This is a genomic window from Vibrio algarum, from assembly GCF_028204155.1.
GTDB classification, from domain to species: domain Bacteria; phylum Pseudomonadota; class Gammaproteobacteria; order Enterobacterales; family Vibrionaceae; genus Vibrio; species Vibrio algarum.
On sequence record NZ_JAQLOI010000001.1, the window covers coordinates 295,556 to 316,554 of the forward strand.

Sequence of the window (20,999 nt, forward strand, 5' to 3'; positions counted from 1 at the left end):
TCCTAACAAACCTAAACATTTTGCTCGCAACTGCATTCCCCACGCTCTATTTATCGCAAGGAGGTTAAGCTGAAATCAAATTGTTCATCTCTAATATCGGCATCAACGTCGCCATAACAATAAACAAAACAACACCCGCCATAGTGGCAATAAGTGCTGGTGTAAATAAACCTAAGGCAATATTTACCGTAGATTCAAAATCTCTATCTTGGTTGTCTGCTGCTCTTGTAAGCATCTGCTCAAGCTCCCCACTTTGTTCACCACTGGCGATCATGTGCAGCATCATTGGTGGAAAAAGCTTAGTCTGATCTAATGCCCGCCTCAAACTCCCGCCTTCTCTTACTTTTTCAGAGGCTTCTAGTACCTGCTCTTTTATATATTGATTCGTCATTACATCGGTTGCTACTTTCATTCCATCTAATAATGGGATCGCACTAGAAGTACAGATCGACAACGTACGAGCAAAGCGTGAAGTATTAATACCTTTGGTGATTTTTCCTATCAGCGGGGCTCTTAGTAACTTCTTATCCCAAGACAATCTTGTATTGGGTTTTTTTAATGCCATTTTTAGGCACCAATAAGAACTTACTACAGCGATTAAAAGATAAAGCCCCCAGTTTTGTACAAAACTACTCGCATCTAAAAGAAATTGAGTTGAGCCGGGGAGTTCTTGCCCCATTTGAACAAACTGATCCACAATTTTTGGCACTACACTTGCCAATAAGAACGCAACAACACTGATAGCGAATACGGTTAAAACTATAGGATAAATCATCGCCTGCTGTAGTTTAGAGCGCATGAGTTGACGGTTCTCCGCATAGTCTGCGAGCCTATCCAATACACTATCTAAATGGCCAGAACGCTCTCCTGCCGCAACCATTGACCGGAAAAGTTCATCAAATACTTGCGGATAATCTGCGAGGCTATCTGCAAGTGTATAACCCTCGACAACTCTAGAGCGAACTCCCATGAGCATATTCGTGATCCGAGGTTTTTCAGATTGCTCGGCTACCGCCCTTAAGCATTCCTCTAAAGGCATACCAGCTTGTACTAGTGTAGAAAGCTGACGCGTCAATAGTGAAAGATCATTGGTGCTAATACCTCGATTAAATGATGTCGTTGATTTTTGTGCACTGTTTTTTACTTTGGTTTCTATTACCTCAACAGGTATTAAACCTTGTTCTTTTAATCGCTGACGAACTTGTCGAGCATTGTCTCCCTCAATAACACCTTTTTTCTGCTTGCCTTTATCATTCAGTGCTTTGTATTCAAATGCAGCCATTAGACTTCCTTGGTTACTCGCATAACTTCTTCAAGGGTAGTAATTCCTTGGCGGACCTTTTTCAGACCATCCTCTCGGATACTAGGGGTATAGGCTCGTATTTCTTTTTCTATACTCATTTCACCTGCTTCTGAATGAATGAGTTCTTGTACCGTTTCATCAACGAGAAGCAGCTCATGGATACCCGTTCGACCTCTGTACCCTTTAAAATTACAGATTTCACAGCCATTGGCACGATAAAGGGTTAACGATTCTTGCTCTGTTAGCTTAAACAATTTTTTCTGTTCTTTGTCCGCTTCAAACGCTTGCTTACAGTCTGGACACAATGTTCTTATCAAACGCTGAGATAGCACCCCTAATAAAGAAGATGAAATCAGGAATGGTTCAATACCCATATCTCTCAACCGAGTAATTGCCCCAATCGCTGTATTGGTATGCAAGGTAGACAATACTAAGTGACCTGTTAACGAGGCTTGCACACCTATTTGTGCGGTTTCCAAGTCACGTATTTCACCGACCATGACCACATCTGGGTCTTGACGCAATATGGCACGTAACCCCCTAGCAAAAGTCATATCAACTTTTGGGTTGACCTGGGTTTGGCCTATTCCATCAATATCAAATTCAATCGGGTCTTCTACGGTAAGAATATTTCTTTCGGAACTATTTAGTTCTTGCAAGCTGGCATATAAGGTTGTTGATTTACCAGAGCCTGTTGGCCCTGTAACCAAAATGATGCCATGCGGTCTGGCTATCAATTTTCTTAGTATTTTATGGTTTTCAGGCGTCATACCTAAACTATGTAAATCGAGGCGAGTGGCATTTTTATCTAATAAACGCATTACAACGCGTTCACCATGTGAGGATGGCATAGTGGATACACGAACATCGACGGCGCGGCCACCTATTCTTAATGAGATCCGCCCATCTTGAGGTACTCGCTTTTCCGCAATATCAAGCTTTGCCATTACCTTCACACGTGAGACAAGAAGCGGTGCCAATTTACGGCTGGGCTCTAATACCTCACGTAAAACACCGTCAATGCGAAAGCGAATCGACAACGTCTGTTCGAAGGTTTCAATGTGGATATCTGAAGCACCTTCTTTAATCGCCTCACCGAGCATCGCATTAATTAACTTAATAATTGGAGCGTCATCTTCGGTTTCGAGCAGATCTTCATTTTGAGGTAACTCTTCTGCCAACGAGAAAAAATCATCATTATCAGCACCAATGTCTTCCATTAACTGACGCGCTTCTGATGAGTCTCTTTGGTAAATCTCGGTCAATTTTTTTCAAAAATATCATGATCGACGGAAACCAGTGAAAATGGCACCTTAACCACTCGTTGAACTTCAGCCAAAATAGGCATAGGAATAGATTCAACATAATATAGCTGAGGTTGTTCAGTCCGCTGAGGGCTATTCTCTAAAACCACATGATGTCGTCTTGCGAAACCAAATGGCAATCGCCCTACGAAACTGGCCAAATCTGTCATCAATCCAACTCCAACTGATCAATAAACGCTTGTACTTCAGCAGGATAGCGCTCTGAGCCATTTTTAAACTCAGCAAGGACAGGAATAGAGTCATCAGGTAAAAGAGTCAAGCCTTCTTCAGCCTTGAATAGTTGCTCTGCACGAATATAGTTATATTTACGCTGTGTGATACCATCGGCAGTAACGCCATCTCGAATAATAGTCGGCTTGATGAACACCATCAGGTTTTTCTTTTCAACAGAGCTACTGGTCGATTTAAAAAGATAACCAATGACTGGCAGGTCCCCAAAGAACGGCACCTTAGATTCACTTTCCATGACACGTTCATCTATTAAGCCACCAAGAACCAACATCTGACCATCTTGGATCATAACTTGAGTATTGAGCTGTCTTTTGGCAAAGCGAACATCTACTGCACCGCTCGCACCAAGTACATTAGAAACTTCTTGCTCTATGGTTAATTGAACCGAATTACCTTCATTTATTTGAGGCACAACTTTGAGCTTTATCCCAACTTCTTTTCGCTCAACAGTTTGGAATGGGTTGCTATTATTTGATCCTGCTGTAGAACCGGTCAATACAGGGACTTCTTCACCAACAATGAAGGACGCCTCTCCGTTGTCCATGACTGTAATACTCGGAGAAGAAAGAATATTAGAATTGGAGTCACTAGAAACCGCACTAATCAGCGCCGTCCAATCACCCATGACCAAACTAAGAGCAGCACCATTTACTCCACTTAATGCTGAAGCTAATGAAGAATAGTCACCAGATTCTGTTGTGGTTTCATTCCTCAAGAAATCACCATCATCATCATAAACAGCGGTAGTCGTGGTGGTATCTTTTGCTTCTTCAAGGCCCACCATGACGCTACCAATTGAAGCACCTGTGTTACCGTATTGAATAACAGCACCAGTATCTAAGTTACCCCATTGCACACCAAGGCTAACGCCATCACCTTCAGCCATTTCAACAATCAGCGCTTCGATAAGCACTTGAGCACGGCGAATATCCAGTTGTGCGATGACATCCATAAGCGCGTTCATGATATCCGGTGGAGCGGCTAAAACTAATGCATTAGTATCTTTGTGGGCGGCAATCATCACCTGTGAGTTATTTGCACTACCTTGGCCTTGTGAAGAACTTTGTTTTTCAGACTGAATATTTTCAGAGACACCTTTTAAAACATCTACTATATCTTCCGCTTGCGCATACTTGAGATAGACAACTTGATTGTTTCCTCTAGTCGCCATCTCAACATCTAACTGCTTAATAAGCTTACGAAGACGGGTACGCACCGTAGGGTCACCAGAAATCAGCACCGAATTGGTTCGATCATCCGCAACCAATTTTGGTTGCAAAAAAGCGGGGGTGTTTTTTGTGTCGGTGGTTTTATTTAACGCATCAACTATGCGAACCATTTCTGAAGCAGAGGCATTATTTAGTTCTACTACCTCTATTGATTTATCTCCAGCTTGATCGACACGCTCAATAATTTCTGCGAGACGATTTACAACGGCTGCGCGACCCGTTATTAAAATGATATTGGCAGGGTCGTAATGAACCACATTACCAGCGCCAGCGTTATCATTAAGTTGGCGTAATAGTGGCGACAGTTCTCGAACAGAGACATTTTTAACCGCGACAACGCGAGTAATAACCGCATCACCTAATATTTTTTCATCTGCACCGACAACAGGGATAGCCGATGTTTTTGCATCTTTTGCCTTTATTATTTTGAGAACGCCATTCTCCATCTCAACAACAGCAAAGCCATATACCTCTAAAACGTTGAGAAAAAACTGGTAGTACTGTTCTTCATCCAATACATCATAACTACGAACATCTATTTTGCCACGGACAGATGGATCGACAATGATTGTTTTTTCTAAATTCCGCCCGACTATATTAATGAATTCTTGTATATCGGTTCCTTTGAAACTCGCACTAAATTCATTTGCAGAAATAGGTAAGCACATAAGACTCCCTATAAGTAACAACGCACTTCTGCTTAACCAGTTTTTCACACAAACTCTCCAAATCACAAACAATAACGTCCGTATTAAAATGCTATAAATACTTCATGTGTTTGACCATCACGCTCAACGGTCAAGTTAAATTCTGTCATTTCCGACATTGATTGCCATACTTTTCCCATTGATGCGGGATCAGTGAGGTCTTCCCCATTCAGTGACGTGGCAATATCACCATTCTTCAGTCCTGCTGAATCAAATAGTGCTCGCTGCTTACCTGGACGGATTCTATATCCGATGAGCTTTCCATCTTTCTTTACTTGAGACAAACGTATGTACTGGAGGATTTTTTGTGGGTCTTCTAAGACCTCAGCTCGAATCGATTCCATTTCACTCTCGGAAGGCTCCGGATTATTGCCTACTTCTCGAACCGCTGCATTACTGGCTCTTTCAGCCTCTGGCGGAGATACTTTTTTATAGTCTATGCCTTCAAGCATTAAGGTTTCATCTCTACCTGCGTTATCTATAATAACGCGGTCAATAAAAACACGCTTTAACTTAGCTTGTGTTCCTTCTATTTTCTCACCAATGCCATAGGTTGCCTGAGAACCTTGGTTGGCAATGACGGCTAAGCTACTTTCCATAACAGAACTAGAGACAGCACCAACAAGAACTAAGTTCAAACGCGTTTTAGGTGCATCTTGAACGACCGGAGCAGCAACAACGTTCTTAACTTGCTCATCCTGCCGACCGAACAGGGCGGCGTCTAACAGGGTGGACACATCGACTCCCTCCGATTCAGAGGAAATTTGAGCATTTACAGGTTGTGCTGACCACTTAGAAACGACGGTTTTTTCTGCTAAAAAATACCAAATGGTTTGACCTGCGAGCCACGCAGATAAACATACCAATATTAGAGTCACTAACGAACTGAACTTAGACTGAGAAGCAGCAAATACACGGAAACACTTTTCGGTTAAGCCAGAAAATGAAGTTCGGCTCAAAACAGAAGACATTCACAACCTCTTTTGCTGTTGATATATGTGGAAAACATTATGTTAAGAATATCATACCCATATCGAAGTTTAGGTAGGAGAATGGCGATAATTTGCAAATACCACTTGAAAAGAGAGATTTGTGTCACCATTTTTACAGAAAATAGTTTACAGCAAAAGGTTTTATAAAAATGAGCGCAAATACAGAAGCAGTTAGGCTCGACAAATGGCTTTGGGCTGCTAGATTTTATAAAACTCGATCAATAGCTCGAAATATGATCGATGGCGGTAAGGTTCACTATAATGGACAACGCTCAAAGCCAAGTAAAATGGTAGAGCTTGGTGCTACGATTACCCTAAGGCAAAGACACGAAGAAAAAATTGTTGTCATCGACAAAATTTCTGGGCAAAGACGCGGCGCACCAGAAGCGCAAGAGCTTTACACAGAGACACAAGAAAGTATCTCGAAACGCGAAGAAAATGCGCAAAAGCGCAAACTCAATACGTTATTTAGTCCTAGCCCCGAACGTAGGCCAGACAAAAAACAGCGTAGAGACATAATTAAATTTAAAAACCAGTAAGCCGGAGTTTTCTATCATGGCACAAGACGTTTTAAGTCGTTATTTATTCGAAGATCTTTCAGTTCGTGGTGAACTCGTACAGTTAGACAAGTCTTATCAAGAGATTATATCTAGTAAAGAGTACCCAGCTCCCATACAGAATTTATTAGGCGAGTTATTAGTCGCAACAACGCTTTTAACTGCAACGCTAAAATTTGAAGGTTCTATCACACTTCAACTGCAAGGTGATGGTCCTGTTTCTTTAGCAGTCATCAATGGTGACAATGACCAAAAAGTTCGTGGTGTCGCTCGATGGGAAGGAGATATTCCTTCTGATGCAACCTTTCACCAGTTAATAGGAAAAGGACAACTGGTTATTACTATATCTCCAGACAAAGGCGAGAGGTATCAGGGTGTCGTGGGACTTGAAGGCGATGATCTTGCAAAGGTTCTAGAAAATTATTTCATTCGTTCGGAACAGCTAAAAACGCGCTTATGGATTCGCCTTGGTCAGCAAAATGGTGCTCCTCATGCTGCTGGTATGCTACTTCAAGTCATTCCTGATGGAACAGGAACTGCTGACGATTTTGAGCATTTAGAGCAACTTACCGACACGGTTAAAAATGAAGAGCTCTTTACTTTAGAAGCAAACGAACTTCTTTATCGGTTATACAACCAAGAGACCGTAAATCTTTTCGAACCTCAACCCGTTACCTTCCATTGTGGATGTTCTAGAGAGAGAAGTGGGTCTGCAATCCTCACCGTTGCCAAAGAAGAAGTTTATGATATTTTAGCAACTGAAGGTACAATTTCTTTACATTGTGATTACTGCGGCACGGATTATTCGTTCGACGAAAATCAAGTCTCAGACCTTTATTCTCAAGCAGGTCAAGGGAATAAGACTATTCACTAACACACATATATAAGAATATTGATTAATTTTATATATTAAGCCGGTATAAGCCGGCTTTTTTATTGCTGATACTTATATAAATCACACCTTTAACCACTTTTCACTTCAACTCTCATTTCTTAAACAAAAGATAAAATTGATCTAGCGCAATGCTAACAAATGGTGATAAAACAACCACTCTAAAATGTGACCCATGATTTAAAACCATGATTTAATCATGGGTAATTTATGACTTATCTCCCTGTTTTCTCGCTTTCACGTTGCTAGCATGGTGAACAGAATAAAAAACAAATTATAACAAAATCCCTACAAAATCTTAATTAAGGAGCACCTATGACCGTTATGGAACATACCAAGGCTGCAGAACTAGACCTGACTCAATACGGACTAACTGGCGTAAAAGAGATTGTTCGCAATCCAAGTTATGACATGTTATTCGAAGAGGAAACTCGTTCAGACTTAGAAGGCTATGAAAAAGGCATTGTAACTGAGTTAGGAGCAGTTGCTGTTGACACTGGCATCTTCACGGGTCGTTCACCTAAAGATAAATTTATCGTTATGGATGACACTACAAAAGAAAATATGTGGTGGACTTCTGATCAAGTTAAGAATGATAACAAAGCTATCTCACAAGAGGTTTGGGACGAACTGAAAGTACTCACTACGACACAACTTTCAGGTAAACGTCTGTTTATTTTAGATTGTTACTGTGGAGCGAATGAAGATACTCGTCTATCCATTCGATTCATTACTGAGGTTGCATGGCAATGTCACTTTGTGAAGAACATGTTCATCCGTCCAACAGAAGAAGAATTGGCGACATTTGAACCTGACTTCGTTGTTATGAATGGTGCGAAAACAACCAACCAAAATTGGGAAAAACAAGGCCTTAATTCAGAAAACTACACTGTATTTAACCTAACAGAAAAAATGCAACTTATCGGTGGTACTTGGTACGGCGGTGAGATGAAGAAGGGTATGTTCGCTATGATGAACTACTTCCTGCCGTTAAAAGGTATTGCATCTATGCACTGTTCTGCCAACGTCGGTGAAGAAGGTGATACGGCAATCTTCTTTGGTCTATCTGGTACAGGTAAGACAACGCTTTCTACTGACCCTAAACGCGCACTCATTGGTGATGACGAACATGGTTGGGATGACGAAGGTGTCTTCAACTACGAAGGTGGTTGCTACGCGAAAACTATCAAGCTATCTAAAGAAGCTGAGCCAGATATCTACAATGCGATTCGTAAAGATGCATTGCTAGAAAACGTTGTGGTACGCAACGACGGTTCAATTGACTTTGATGATGCTTCTAAGACAGAAAATGCTCGCGTCTCATATCCTATCTATCATATTGACAACATCGTTAAGCCTGTTTCGAAAGCAGGTCACGCGAACAAAGTTATTTTCTTAACGGCTGACGCATTTGGTGTGCTTCCTCCTGTTGCGAAACTAACACCGGATCAGACAAAATATCACTTCCTATCTGGCTTTACTGCGAAATTAGCCGGTACTGAACGCGGTATTACTGAACCAACTCCAACGTTCTCTTCATGCTTCGGTGCTGCGTTCTTGACTCTGCACCCAACTAAGTATGCTGAAGTTTTGGTTAAGCGTATGGAAGCCGCTGGAGCAGAAGCTTATCTCGTTAACACTGGTTGGAACGGTACTGGCAAACGTATCTCTATACAGGATACTCGCGGTATTATCGATGCAATCTTAGATGGCTCCATTGAAGCTGCAGAAACAACACAAATCCCTGTGTTTAACTTAGAAGTACCAACGGCACTTCCTGGTGTAGACCCTGCAATTTTAGACCCTCGTGATACTTATGTTGATCCACTACAGTGGGAAAGCAAAGCCGAAGATTTAGCACAACGTTTTGTTAAAAACTTCTCTAAGTACACGGATAATGCAGAAGGTGCTGCGCTAGTCGCTGCTGGTCCACAGCTAGACTAAGCGTCGTTAACTAAATATTCCGTAAATCGTGATTAAGCCCCTCATTAGAGGGGCTTTTTTGTTGAATCTCTTTCTTAATTAAGTCAATCTGTTCCTATTAACCGTAACTCGAAATAAGCGACTTGTTTCAATATCGCTATTTTCACTCCTCTTTATGTTACGTTTGCTCGTAATGACCCATAAATAATAGGTTAGGTATTCATTGATGAAAAAAGCACTAGTCATATTTTCTATTGCGCTACTGCTATTTGTATCTTGTGCTCTGCTTGCACTCTATTTTGCTATGCAAAGCCCGTATACAACAAAAGTAACCAATCACATACTTAAACAATATTCCCCACCCCCTATTAGTGTCCACGAGGCCACGTTCCAATTCCCTAATCATCTTTCTTTTAAAGGCGTAGAAGTCAAAGAGCTCCAAGATGAAAACATCATTATTGAACAAGTAGACATCTGGGTAAGCACTGACTCTATCACTGAGTCCATGCCTGTAATCGATAGTATTTTGATTAACGGATTACTGCTTCAGGACGGCATCCCAGATATTCCAAAGATTGAACCAATTAAATTGCGTCAGTTGGCTATAACCAACCTTGATTATTCTGATGGCGAATTTATCTCACGAGATACTGATATCCAGATAGAAAATCCACTTTATCTAAATGAAAACCAGCCAATTCCTTTTGGTTCAATTCAGTACTCTGCCGAGCAGGTATATTGGCATAGAGAAGCCTTTAATAACGTGTTAATTGACCTAAACTACCAAGAAGAAAACAGTACTGTATACGGCGCTTCATTTGAATGGCGAGGGGGTGCATTTTCGACCCAAGCAGAGCAATATTTAGACGGATGGTCACTGGTTAATACCACCATAGACAGGCTTCGATTAAACACAAAACAGTGGGACGATATTGATACGTCCGATTGGTCTTTTATCACTGAAAAAATCACCCATCTTAACAGCCTTGATATTTTATCTAGCACGATAGAAACACCCAACTTCCAAGCTTCTGACATTGATTTATCATTAGAAAACATATCTCTTATAAACCGAGTATGGCAACAAAAAGACGGCTATATCTCTTTTAGCGCCGAGAGTATCAACTACCTAAACCATTTATGGTTAGAGCCTGCATTTGAAAGTTATTTTGACCATGATCTTATTTCAATCGAAGCGCTTAACTTTGAATTCGAAAAAGGTTTTGTAACGACTGTTGGCGAATTAACGCCCAATTCTGCTTACCTAAAAAATTTAGACATAGACGGTGTCAAATGGATTTACGAGTCACCAGAAGATTACACACTTATAAGTCAATACATTAACTCTCTGGATAGTCTAATTATTGATGATGTAAAAATAAGGCGTTCTCAGTTTATTCAAATTGCTACGCAACCTCATTGGCAGTTTTCTGGCCTTTCGTTGGATGGAAAAGATCTCACATTAAAAAAGAAAAACAAAACGGGACTCTGGAACGGACAAATACGTGTTACTGCCAACAACGCTAGCTTTAAAAATTTGGTCACAAGCCAACCGTTAATAACAATGCAAAGCGAAGATGGTATTTGGAAACTTCATGAGGCCTTTATTCCTCTAGAGAAAGGGCTTATAGAAGCAACTGCAAGCTACACACTTTCGCAACCTAGCCAACCTTGGCGTGTTGAAGCTTTTGCCGATGGCCTCCCTATTGAATTGTTTTCTCAATGGCTAGATCTGCCAGTAGAAGCCGAAGCCATCGCCGAATTCCAAATGAGCTTGAATGGCTTAGGTGGGGACGCTCTGATGTTAAAACATAGTCTGACAGGCGAGTTAGTCGGCTCCTTGCGCGATTCAGTACTATTACAAGAAAACGATTCAGATATCCCGAAAACAACACCATTCGAGAGCTCGGAATTCTCGGTTTCAGCAGATAGAGGCCGAATAATCATTGCGCCAATTCAAATTAAGGGAGAGGGACTTTCTGGAAGTTTGCAAGGTAATATAGATTTAGTTCAAACTGAAGATAATACAATTTTACTTCAACTTATTGATGGCTGTATCAATCAAAGCTTCGACTTAGTAAAAGGGAGTCTACAACAAGAGAACAACTGCCCTAAAAAATAATATTATTAGGTGCTTTTGTCACCCCATTTAAAGCCGCCAACACGTGAAGCGGCTATCTAGCGGCTACTGATTTTCCGGCAATAACATGTAAGTGCCAACGAACTCGACGGCAGCTATATCCCCACTATAAATCGTGACACTAATAACGACTCGCGCTTTTCGCCCGTTCTCTAACCTGTCTAAGTCTCCGCTAATACCATCTAACGAGGTTGTAGCAATCGGAGTTTGTTCGACCGGGTGTCGGTATCTTACTTTGCTATCTGCCAAGACTATATCGGCTTTAAGACCACGCTCTTTCATTAGGAGCCATGTCATGCCCCAGCCCGTCAAGGTTGCCAATGTGAATGCTGAACCAGCAAACATTGAGTTTCTAGGGTTCAAATTGGGATTTAATTGCGCGCTACATTCAAACTGATAACCAGTATATTGGGTTATTTTTATCCCCATTTTATCGCTAATAGGTATCTGCTGCTCCCATCGCTCCTGAAGCTCGGTACACCAATCTGGTCTGCGCAAAATATTATCCATGGGATCCAGTTGTTTAACTAACTGCTGATGACGGTTCGCACCATACTGCCCACTTAACTCACCTTGACTCTCAAAGTCATTTTTTACATAGAATTTCACCGCTTCTTGGCGAGCATTACAAACCAGGCGCTTTACACCCTCTTGCCGAGCAAATGATTCTAATGCCACTAGAATAAGTGAACCAACACCTTTGTTACGACGATTTGGTTTCACCGCCATAAATCGGATCTGCCCTTCATGATCAGGTGTGATGTACAGACGCCCCACAGCCATTGGACGACCACGACCGTCAACTATCATACGATGATGACTCATCTCATCAAATTCATCGCGTTCGGAGCCTACAGGCAAACGTAGAGGCTCTCTTAGCATCTGCCAACGAAAATGGTAATACTTGGCAATTTGGTTCTCTGTTTTTGGGGTAATTAGTTTAAACATTAAAATCCTTTTAAAGTAACAGGCCGAAAACTATCGATTTCACACCTGCAACCAAAACGTGACTGGTCCATCATTGACCAAAGACACTTTCATGTCAGCAGCAAAGCGTCCTCGCTCTGTCGGCAAAATACCTTCACAGCGTTCAGAAAAATAATTATACAAGCGTTCTGCTTCTATTGGGTGAGCACCACGTGAAAAACCGGCTCTTGTTCCCTTTTTTGTGTCTGCGGGCAAGGTAAATTGTGAGACAACCAAAACGCTACCACCGATTTGATTAACATTCAGGTTCATTTTTCCTTCAGCGTCACTAAAGACTCGATAATTCGTCACTTTTTCAACTAAACGTTGAGCCTTCGCTTCATCATCGTCTTTTTCGACACCTAACAATACAAGCAATCCTTTATCAATCTTGCCTACTATTTGCTTGTCTACCTCTACAGAGGCTTCACTCACTCTTTGTATCAGAGCTATCACTACCGTCTCTCCTAACTGCTACTATACGCTTTACAAATTTCGGTAATATGATTTCCGAATTACGATTCCACTGATCTCTTTCGCCTAGACTTGCCGTTAGCTCAGCCCCAATAAGTACGATAAACCAACACAAATAGATCCAGACAAAAAGAATTGGTATTGCAGCCAGTGTGCCATAAATCAGCTGGTAACTTGGAAACGCTGATATGTAATAAGCAAATATACTTTTACTGATTTCAAATAAAAAAGTACTAATCAATGCACCAAACATGGCGTGCCGCACTTTAACTTGAATGTTAGGCACAAACAGATACAACCCCAAAAAGCCAATGAATGAAAAGAGCTGAGGTAACCTGCTGTATAGAAAGTTTACCGTATCATCGCTAAAAAGTTTAAGGGACATGATATGTGAGCTGACAGCGATACTCGCGCCGATCAAAAGAGGCCCTAAGGTAAGCACCATCCAATACATTGAAAAAGAATAAACTATGCGTCTCTTTTTCTTTACTCTCCAAATGTAATTCAAGTTTTTGTCGATACTCGAAATAAGTAAAATTGCGGTAACAAATAGAAAACTAGCACCGACCGACGTCATTTGAGCCGTATTCGCGACAAATGCCTCTAGTGCATCTTCTATTGCTTCACCAGCGGCTGGAACGAAATTATTTATAATAAATTGTTGGATTGTGTCACCTGCCCCATCAAAGGCAGGAAACCGAGCAAGAGCAGAAAGTAAAACGGTCGTTAGAGGCACTAATGACAAAAGGGTAATGTACGTCATATAGCCCGCATTAACGGTTAATCTATCGTGTGCTACACGCTGCTTTAAATAAAATAAGTAATATATGATTGTGTTGGTATAACTTGCTCGCTTTTCCATAAACTGCCTTTAGCCAATCTGTTCCAATATGAAATTTGCACGATCCTCTACACTACCCCATGGAACCTCTATTGGTAGATAACCTAAATCTCGATAGCAAGTTAAGAGTAATTGGTGGATCTCTAACGCCTCAGAAAACGCGTGTGGGCGAACCGTATCTTGAGTGTATATTAATTGATTTGGTGAGCAGAAAAATACCTTATCGAAATACCCATTACTGGCATCGACATATTTTTTATCAACCACTAGTTTACCTAACTGCAGATAAGCGCATATATCTGGTATCGCTCTATCCAAAAAAGACAAACCCGCCTGTTTTTCCGATGCGCATTTTTGAATCTGCATCATATCTAAGCACATCTCTGCAAATTCAGATAAATTTGTCCACGGCAGTACGCCATTAGCCTGCTGCAGTTGCTGCTCAATTAAATACCGAGGGCTCTCCTCAAAAGTAAGGTATCCACGTTTTGCAAGGTCGGCAATAATACTTGTTTTGCCTGCACCCGGACCACCCGTTATCACGATCGGCTTCATAAACATCCTTTGTCTCAGCGATATTTCTAGTCTACCAAAAAAACAATACCCCTTCATGATTGCTCATGAAAGGGTATCCGTATCATTTTGAAACGTCGCTAATTGCTTTACGCTTTAGCTGGACGACTTGCACGCTTACGTTCGTTTTCTGTAAGAAGTTTTTTACGAATTCGAATACTTACTGGTGTAACTTCTACTAGCTCATCTTCATCAATAAACTCTAAAGCCTGTTCTAATGTGTATTTGATAGGCGGTGATAATACTTGCGCTTCATCAGTACCAGATGAACGAACATTCGTTAGCTGCTTACCCTTAAGGCAATTCACTGTTAAGTCATTTGAACGATTATGAATACCAACAATCTGACCTTCATAAACTTCGTCAGCATGTTCCGCAAATAAGCGGCCACGGCTTTGAAGGTTAAATAGTGCGTATGTTAATGCTTTGCCAGTCGCGTTTGAAACTAGAACACCGTTACTACGCTGACCAATAACACCACCTTTATGTGGGCCGTAATGATCAAACGTATGATAAATCAAACCAGAGCCAGATGTGATGGTCATAAACTCAGTCTGGAAACCAATCAAGCCACGAGAAGGCATCATAAAGTCCATACGTACACGGCCTTTACCATCTGTAGACATATCGGTTAATTCACCCTTACGGATACCAATATTTTCCATAATGCTACCTTGATTTTCTTCAACTACATCAATAGTAACGGTCTCATATGGTTCCAATAATTGGCCATTTTCTTCTTTAAGGATTACCTCAGGACGTGATACTGCAAGCTCAAAACCTTCACGACGCATATTCTCAATAAGAATAGACAGGTGTAGCTCACCACGACCAGATACACGGAACTTATCAGGATCACCTGTTTGTTCTACGCGTAGAGCAACGTTATGAACGAGTTCTTTCTCAAGGCGTTCCAAAATATTACGAGAAGTAACAAACTTACCTTCTTTACCTGCGAAAGGAGAGTTATTTACTTGAAAAGTCATTGTTACTGTTGGCTCATCCACAGAAAGTGGGGTCATTGCTTCAACATTATTTTGGTCACAAATAGTGTCCGAAATTTTTAATTCACCTAAACCAGTAATAGCAACGATGTCACCAGCGTCACCTTGTTCTACTTCATGGCGCTCAAGACCAAGATAACCAAGAACAGTACCTACTTTAGCGTTTCTCTTTTTACCATCAGCACTTATTACAGTAACTTGCTGATTAGGTTTAACCATACCACGAGTTACTCGAGCCACACCGATAACACCCACATATGAGCTGTAATCAAGCTGAGAAACTTGCATCTGCAAAGAACCATCAATGTCTACTTTAGGTGCTTCAACATTGTCAACGATAGCTTGGAACAATGGTTCCATGTTTTCGCCTTCTTCGCCTTCTTCTAACGTAGCCCAACCATTTAGAGCCGAAGCATAAACTACTTGGAAGTCTAGTTGTTCGTCAGTTGCACCTAAGTTATCGAACAAGTCGAACACTTGATCCATGACCCAATCAGGTCGAGCGCCTGGGCGATCCACTTTATTAATAACAACGATTGGCTTTAAACCATGACCAAATGCTTTTTGTGTAACGAAACGAGTTTGAGGCATAGGCCCATCAACTGCGTCAACAATAAGCAAAACGGAATCAACCATAGACATAATACGTTCTACTTCACCACCAAAATCGGCGTGTCCAGGAGTATCTACGATGTTAATACGGAAGTCGTTCCAGTTAATTGCAGTATTCTTTGCAAGAATAGTAATACCGCGCTCTTTCTCGATATCGTTCGAGTCCATTACACGCTCTTCAACTTCTCCACGAGATTCTAGAGTTCCTGACTGCTGAAGCAGTTTATCTACAAGAGTCGTTTTACCGTGGTCAACGTGCGCGATGATCGCGATATTTCTTAATTTGTCAATCTGTGGAGTAGTCATGAAGTTTGATTCACTCAGTCATAATGAAGCCGCGACACCTCGCAGCAATAGTAATAAGGTTTTGAAAAAACCGTTTTAAAAATAAACAGTTTTAAAAATCCGCGCTAATGTACCAGATTTTTACTCAAACACCTAAAGAATGTGATCTTTATCTATATATTGTTAAATAGAAATGAATGAAACAATATTGAGATCAATTACTTCTTCATTTAGCAGACTGGTCAGAGATCTATTTCTTATCTAATCCGTTAACGTTTTCAAAATCAGATTGACTTTTTTTCGCCTTACGTGCTGAATAGAGATCGTTCGATTCTCAGTACAGCTCAACTTGAGCGCACAAAATTAGTGCACGCTAGAATCATTTTGGTGCAATCGTTGCACCAAAAGAACACACAAATAAACCAAGCCCTTGAAATTAAAGGATTAAAATAAGTGGCACAGTTTTAGCTAGCAAGATTATTATCGAGTAATTCAATAAATACCTAGAAATTACTCAATAACAATTTTTTAGATACGAGATTGTACCAAATTAATAACACTGGAGGTTATCCAAGATGTCAGTAGAAAATGTTCTATCACTGATCCAAGAAAATGAAGTTAAGTTTGTTGACCTACGCTTTACCGATACTAAAGGTAAAGAGCAGCATATTTCTATTCCATCTCACCAAATAGATGCTGACTTCTTTGAAGATGGTAAAATGTTTGATGGTTCTTCTGTAGCTGGTTGGAAAGGAATCAACGAGTCAGATATGGTAATGATGCCTGATGCATCAAGTGCTGTTCTTGACCCATTCACAGAAGATGCAACTCTAAACATTCGTTGTGACATCCTAGAGCCTGCGACTATGCAAGGCTACGATCGCGACCCACGCTCTATTGCAAAACGCGCTGAAGACTTCATGCGTGCAACAGGTGTAGCAGATACAGTACTTATTGGTCCTGAACCAGAGTTCTTCCTATTTGACGATGTTAAGTTTAGCAGTGATATGTCTGGCGCTTTCTACAAAATTGATGATGTAGAAGCAAGCTGGAACACTGGCGCAGATTTCGAAGACGGTAACAAAGGTCACCGTCCAGGTGTTAAAGGCGGTTACTTCCCAGTCGCTCCTGTTGATTCATCTCAAGACATCCGTTCTGCGATGTGTCTAGTAATGGAAGAAATGGGCTTAGTCGTTGAAGCTCACCACCATGAAGTAGCAACAGCTGGTCAAAATGAAATTGCAACTCGCTTTAACACGCTTACAGCTAAAGCAGATGAAATTCAAATCTATAAGTATGTAGTTCATAACGTAGCTCATGCATATGGTAAAACGGCTACTTTCATGCCTAAGCCACTTGTTGGTGATAACGGTTCTGGTATGCACGTTCACCAATCTCTAGCAAAAGACGGTGTAAACCTATTTGCTGGTGATAAGTACGGCGGCCTATCTGAAATGGCAATCTACTACATTGGCGGCATCATTAAACATGCTCGCGCAATCAATGCATTTGCTAACGCATCAACTAACTCATATAAGCGTCTAGTTCCAGGCTTCGAAGCACCAGTTATGCTAGCTTACTCAGCTCGTAACCGTTCAGCTTCTATCCGTATCCCTGTGGTACCAAGCCCTAAAGCTCGTCGTATCGAACTACGTTTCGGTGATCCAACAGCGAACCCATACCTAGCATTTGCTGCAATGCTAATGGCTGGTCTTGACGGAATTAAGAACAAGATCCACCCTGGTGAAGCAATGGATAAAGATCTTTACGATCTACCTGCTGAAGAAGCAGCAGAGATCCCAACAGTTGCAGAATCACTACAGCAAGCACTTCAGTGTCTTGACGAAGACCGTGAGTTCCTAACGGCTGGCGGTGTATTCTCTGATGACTTTATCGATTCTTACATCGCACTTAAGTCTGAAGATGTAGAGAAAGTAAACATGGCGACTCACCCACTTGAGTTTGAACTTTACTACTCTGTATAAGGTTTAATTAATTAACCTTCACGATTTAAAAGGCTCGCACATGCGAGCCTTTTTGTTTTCTACTTAACTTACAAACCCATTTCTTATACTAAGCGAAACGAAACCAACACCATATTTGCACTGATATGTGTTCTAAATGTATTCAATATCACGAACAGCCCAAGATCTCTTTATATATCTAACCATTAGAATAGCGCTTATTTTTCATCGCCCTAGAAAGCGGCAAGGTAATTGCATTATTTAAACCATAACGGTGCATTAACGTTATTAACTTAAAAAATAAGGCATTTTCATCGCTAAACTAAGTAATCTCTACCTTTTTTAAGTGGTTAACCGTTGAATCTTACTTTTCATGGTTCATACTGAACTTACCATTGCACCATATTGGTGCTTGGCGCATTTATAGAGCAGACTAGGACAGAAATTGTGACGACAGAGCTTTCAACAGCCATATTGGATAACATTGTAACCGCTACTTTAATGCTTGATGAAAATCTTGTTATTCGCTATGCAAATCCAGCGACAGAGCAGCTTTTTTCACAAAGCACTAAACGCATTGTAGATAAGCCATTATCTCAGTTGATACAACACGCTTCGATGGACTTAGCTCTGTTAACTCAGCCCTTGCAAAGCGGTCAGAGTATGACTGATAGTGATGTCACTTTTATTGTTGAAGGTAAACCATTAATGCTGGAGGTCACGGCTAGTCCTCTCTCATGGAATAAGCAATTAATGTTACTTATCGAAATGCGAAAAATTGGCCAACAACGTCGCTTAAGCCAAGAGTTAAACCAGCATGCTCAACAACAAGCAGCAAAATTACTCGTTAGAGGCTTAGCACATGAAATTAAAAACCCTTTGGGTGGTTTACGAGGTGCTGCTCAACTATTAGGTAAGATGCTCCCTGACCCTTCACTAACTGAATATACCCAGATTATTATCGAGCAAGCCGATCGCTTAAGAGCACTCGTTGATCGCTTACTTGGCCCTCAAAAGCCGGGGAAAAAAGAACAGGAAAACCTCCATGTAGTGCTTGAGAAGGTACGACAACTGGTCGAATTAGAAACGGGCCCAAATGTCGTAATAGACAGGGACTATGACCCCAGTTTACCTGACATCCTGATGGATACAGACCAAATTGAACAAGCAATGTTAAACATTGTTAGTAATGCAGCTCAAATGATGGCTAATCAAGATGATGCCCGGATAACCCTTAAAACAAGAACAATGCACCAAGCGAACATTCATGGGCAAAGACATAAACTAGCCGCTCGAATTGAAGTTATAGATAACGGGCCTGGCATCCCATCAAACTTACAAGACACACTCTTTTATCCAATGGTGAGTGGTCGAGACGGTGGAACTGGTTTAGGGTTATCAATTTCACAAAATTTAATCGATCAGCACAACGGAAAAATAGATGTAGAAAGTTGGCCCGGTCGAACAACATTTACAATTTATCTCCCTATCTAGTGGATATGAGATAGGCAAAGGCAAGGAAATTTCTGTATGAGTAAAGGATATGTTTGGGTTGTTGATGATGATAGTTCCATCCGTTGGGTAATGGAAAAAACACTATCGTCAGCTAACATCAAGTGCGAAACATTTGCGGATGCAGAAAGTGTGTTGATGTCACTAGAACGAGAAACCCCCGACGTTCTGGTATCAGACATACGCATGCCGGGTATCGATGGATTAGATTTGCTTAATCAAGTTCATGCTCGCCATCCAGAGCTTCCTGTCATCATAATGACCGCTCACTCCGATTTAGATGCGGCTGTAAATGCTTATCAAAAAGGGGCATTTGAGTACCTACCAAAGCCATTCGATATCGATGAAACATTAACACTTGTAGAGCGGGCTATCATTCATAGCCATGAACAGAAAAAAGAAACATCGACTAGCGATACTTTCTCGAGCGACACGCCAGAAATTATTGGTGAAGCACCGGCTATGCAGGAAGTCTTCAGAGCAATCGGTCGTCTATCTCGTTCATCCATTTCTGTATTAATTAATGGTGAATCTGGCACAGGTAAAGAGCTCGTCGCTCATGCTCTTCATCGTCATAGCCCAAGAGCAAGCAGACCATTTATTGCGCTGAATATGGCGGCAATTCCTAAAGATCTTATTGAATCGGAACTGTTTGGTCATGAGAAAGGGGCATTTACCGGTGCAAATAATGTTCGGCAAGGAAGGTTTGAGCAAGCAAATGGTGGCACGTTATTTCTTGATGAAATAGGGGACATGCCTCTAGATATTCAGACACGCTTGCTACGAGTATTGGCTGATGGACAGTTTTATCGCGTTGGTGGACATCAAGCCATTAAAGTAGATGTTCGAATTGTAGCAGCCACTCACCAAAACTTAGAACAGTTAGTCCATGAAGGGAATTTCAGGGAAGATTTATTTCACCGACTCAATGTGATTAGAGTACATATCCCTGCGCTAAGAGACAGAAAGCAAGATATAGAAAAGCTGACTCTTCACTTCTTAGCAAGTGCAGCCGATGAGCTTGGCGTAGAGATAAAATCCCTACATTCGAGCACCGTTGAATCACTTAAGCGCTTAGCATGGCCTGGAAACGTGCGTCAGTTAGAAAATATCTGCCGTTGGTTAACCGTTATGGCAAGTGGAAGTGAAGTACTGCCTTCCGATTTACCTACCGAGTTACTTGAAGAGAAAACAGTGGCAAGTACGGGGGGACTGGTAGTTGGCAGACTCAATTAGAAAACTGGGCCCAAACTGCTCTTAATTCTGGGGAAACCGAATTACTTGCCTACGCCTTACCTGAGTTTGAGCGTATTTTATTGAAAACAGCACTCAGTCATACCAATGGCCATAAACAAGAAGCAGCAAAAGTACTCGGATGGGGACGTAATACTCTCACACGTAAACTAAAAGAGTTAGATATAAACTGATATTTACTCACACCGCTTTGTGTTCTATGAATACAGTTGAGT

The 20,999-nt window shown here is 41.2% G+C and carries 14 protein-coding genes and 2 pseudogenes; 7 read left to right on the forward strand and 9 right to left on the reverse strand.

Annotation, left to right across the window (positions count from 1 at the left end; genetic code table 11):
- Positions 1–64: 64 nt before the first annotated feature.
- From gspF to gspC, 4 genes and pseudogenes are all read right to left on the reverse strand, one after another.
- Positions 65–1,282: a type II secretion system inner membrane protein GspF gene (gene gspF, locus PGX00_RS01560; RefSeq protein ID WP_272132348.1), complete on the reverse strand. Its 1,218-nt coding sequence runs from the start codon at positions 1,280–1,282 to the stop codon at positions 65–67.
- A pseudogene (gene gspE / locus PGX00_RS01565) lies at positions 1,282–2,777 on the reverse strand (type II secretion system ATPase GspE). The gene gspF and the pseudogene gspE overlap by 1 nt, the downstream one beginning before the upstream one ends.
- Entirely contained in the window at positions 2,777–4,756 is a 1,980-nt protein-coding gene (gene gspD, locus PGX00_RS01570) for a type II secretion system secretin GspD (protein ID WP_407702368.1), read from the reverse strand. Before gspD ends, gspE begins: the two are co-directional and overlap by 1 nt.
- A gap of 83 nt (positions 4,757–4,839) precedes the next feature.
- On the reverse strand, positions 4,840–5,766 hold the full coding sequence (gene gspC / locus PGX00_RS01575; protein ID WP_272132351.1) for a type II secretion system protein GspC: 927 nt from the start codon (positions 5,764–5,766) through the stop codon (positions 4,840–4,842).
- 170 nt (positions 5,767–5,936) lie between these two features.
- On the opposite strand from gspC, the gene hslR reads away from it, so the two are divergent.
- From hslR to PGX00_RS01595, 4 genes are all read left to right on the forward strand, one after another.
- Positions 5,937–6,326, forward strand: coding sequence for a ribosome-associated heat shock protein Hsp15 (gene hslR, locus PGX00_RS01580; RefSeq protein ID WP_272132353.1), 390 nt, complete (start codon positions 5,937–5,939; stop codon positions 6,324–6,326).
- A 16-nt stretch (positions 6,327–6,342) separates the two neighbouring features.
- A complete protein-coding gene (hslO, locus tag PGX00_RS01585; RefSeq protein WP_272132354.1) occupies positions 6,343–7,218 on the forward strand; it encodes an Hsp33 family molecular chaperone HslO in 876 nt (291 codons plus the stop codon).
- 333 nt (positions 7,219–7,551) lie between these two features.
- Positions 7,552–9,180: a phosphoenolpyruvate carboxykinase (ATP) gene (gene pckA, locus PGX00_RS01590; RefSeq protein WP_272132356.1), complete on the forward strand. Its 1,629-nt coding sequence runs from the start codon at positions 7,552–7,554 to the stop codon at positions 9,178–9,180.
- 205 nt (positions 9,181–9,385) lie between these two features.
- Positions 9,386–11,281 (forward strand): AsmA family protein, encoded by a 1,896-nt coding sequence (locus PGX00_RS01595; RefSeq protein WP_272132358.1) that lies wholly within the window; start codon positions 9,386–9,388, stop codon positions 11,279–11,281.
- A 63-nt stretch (positions 11,282–11,344) separates the two neighbouring features.
- Here the strand turns inward: PGX00_RS01595 and PGX00_RS01600 are convergent, their stop codons facing one another.
- From PGX00_RS01600 to typA, 5 genes are all read right to left on the reverse strand, one after another.
- On the reverse strand, positions 11,345–12,247 hold the full coding sequence (locus PGX00_RS01600; protein WP_272132360.1) for a bifunctional GNAT family N-acetyltransferase/hotdog fold thioesterase: 903 nt from the start codon (positions 12,245–12,247) through the stop codon (positions 11,345–11,347).
- Positions 12,248–12,286: 39 nt separating this feature from the next.
- Positions 12,287–12,721, reverse strand: a complete 435-nt coding sequence (gene dtd, locus PGX00_RS01605) for a D-aminoacyl-tRNA deacylase (protein ID WP_272132362.1) — start codon at positions 12,719–12,721, stop codon at positions 12,287–12,289.
- Positions 12,693–13,601 carry a virulence factor BrkB family protein gene (locus PGX00_RS01610; RefSeq protein WP_272132364.1) on the reverse strand — a complete coding sequence of 303 codons (909 nt, stop codon included), beginning with the start codon at positions 13,599–13,601 and terminating at the stop codon, positions 12,693–12,695. Before PGX00_RS01610 ends, dtd begins: the two co-directional genes overlap by 29 nt.
- 9 nt (positions 13,602–13,610) lie before the next feature.
- The gene (locus PGX00_RS01615) at positions 13,611–14,135 is read right to left on the reverse strand and encodes an AAA family ATPase (protein WP_272132366.1); all 525 of its coding nucleotides are present in this window, start codon (positions 14,133–14,135) and stop codon (positions 13,611–13,613) included.
- Positions 14,136–14,242: 107 nt separating this feature from the next.
- Entirely contained in the window at positions 14,243–16,075 is a 1,833-nt protein-coding gene (gene typA, locus PGX00_RS01620) for a translational GTPase TypA (RefSeq protein ID WP_272132368.1), read from the reverse strand.
- Positions 16,076–16,629: 554 nt separating this feature from the next.
- Between typA and glnA the strand changes: the two genes are divergently transcribed.
- The 3 genes and pseudogenes from glnA (at position 16,630) to glnG (ending at position 20,957) form a co-directional block, all read left to right on the forward strand.
- Positions 16,630–18,039 (forward strand): glutamate--ammonia ligase, encoded by a 1,410-nt coding sequence (gene glnA / locus PGX00_RS01625; protein WP_272132370.1) that lies wholly within the window; start codon positions 16,630–16,632, stop codon positions 18,037–18,039.
- A 426-nt stretch (positions 18,040–18,465) separates the two neighbouring features.
- On the forward strand, positions 18,466–19,512 hold the full coding sequence (glnL, locus tag PGX00_RS01630; RefSeq protein ID WP_272132372.1) for a nitrogen regulation protein NR(II): 1,047 nt from the start codon (positions 18,466–18,468) through the stop codon (positions 19,510–19,512).
- A gap of 36 nt (positions 19,513–19,548) precedes the next feature.
- Positions 19,549–20,957 (forward strand): annotated as a pseudogene (glnG, locus tag PGX00_RS01635) (nitrogen regulation protein NR(I)).
- The last annotated feature ends 42 nt before the right edge of the window (positions 20,958–20,999 follow it).

Bases quoted from the DNA above. Each gene is read 5' to 3' on its own strand.
- gspF (WP_272132348.1), bottom strand. From the start codon at position 1,282: ATGGCTGCATTTGAATACAAAGCACTGAATGATAAAGGCAAGCAGAAA.
- gspD (WP_407702368.1), bottom strand. From the start codon at position 4,756: ATGTGCTTACCTATTTCTGCAAATGAATTTAGTGCGAGTTTCAAAGGA.
- gspC (WP_272132351.1), bottom strand. From the start codon at position 5,766: ATGTCTTCTGTTTTGAGCCGAACTTCATTTTCTGGCTTAACCGAAAAG.
- hslR (WP_272132353.1), top strand. From the start codon at position 5,937: ATGAGCGCAAATACAGAAGCAGTTAGGCTCGACAAATGGCTTTGGGCT.
- hslO (WP_272132354.1), top strand. From the start codon at position 6,343: ATGGCACAAGACGTTTTAAGTCGTTATTTATTCGAAGATCTTTCAGTT.
- pckA (WP_272132356.1), top strand. From the start codon at position 7,552: ATGACCGTTATGGAACATACCAAGGCTGCAGAACTAGACCTGACTCAA.
- PGX00_RS01595 (WP_272132358.1), top strand. From the start codon at position 9,386: ATGAAAAAAGCACTAGTCATATTTTCTATTGCGCTACTGCTATTTGTA.
- PGX00_RS01600 (WP_272132360.1), bottom strand. From the start codon at position 12,247: ATGTTTAAACTAATTACCCCAAAAACAGAGAACCAAATTGCCAAGTAT.
- PGX00_RS01610 (WP_272132364.1), bottom strand. From the start codon at position 13,601: ATGGAAAAGCGAGCAAGTTATACCAACACAATCATATATTACTTATTT.
- PGX00_RS01615 (WP_272132366.1), bottom strand. From the start codon at position 14,135: ATGAAGCCGATCGTGATAACGGGTGGTCCGGGTGCAGGCAAAACAAGT.
- typA (WP_272132368.1), bottom strand. From the start codon at position 16,075: ATGACTACTCCACAGATTGACAAATTAAGAAATATCGCGATCATCGCG.
- glnA (WP_272132370.1), top strand. From the start codon at position 16,630: ATGTCAGTAGAAAATGTTCTATCACTGATCCAAGAAAATGAAGTTAAG.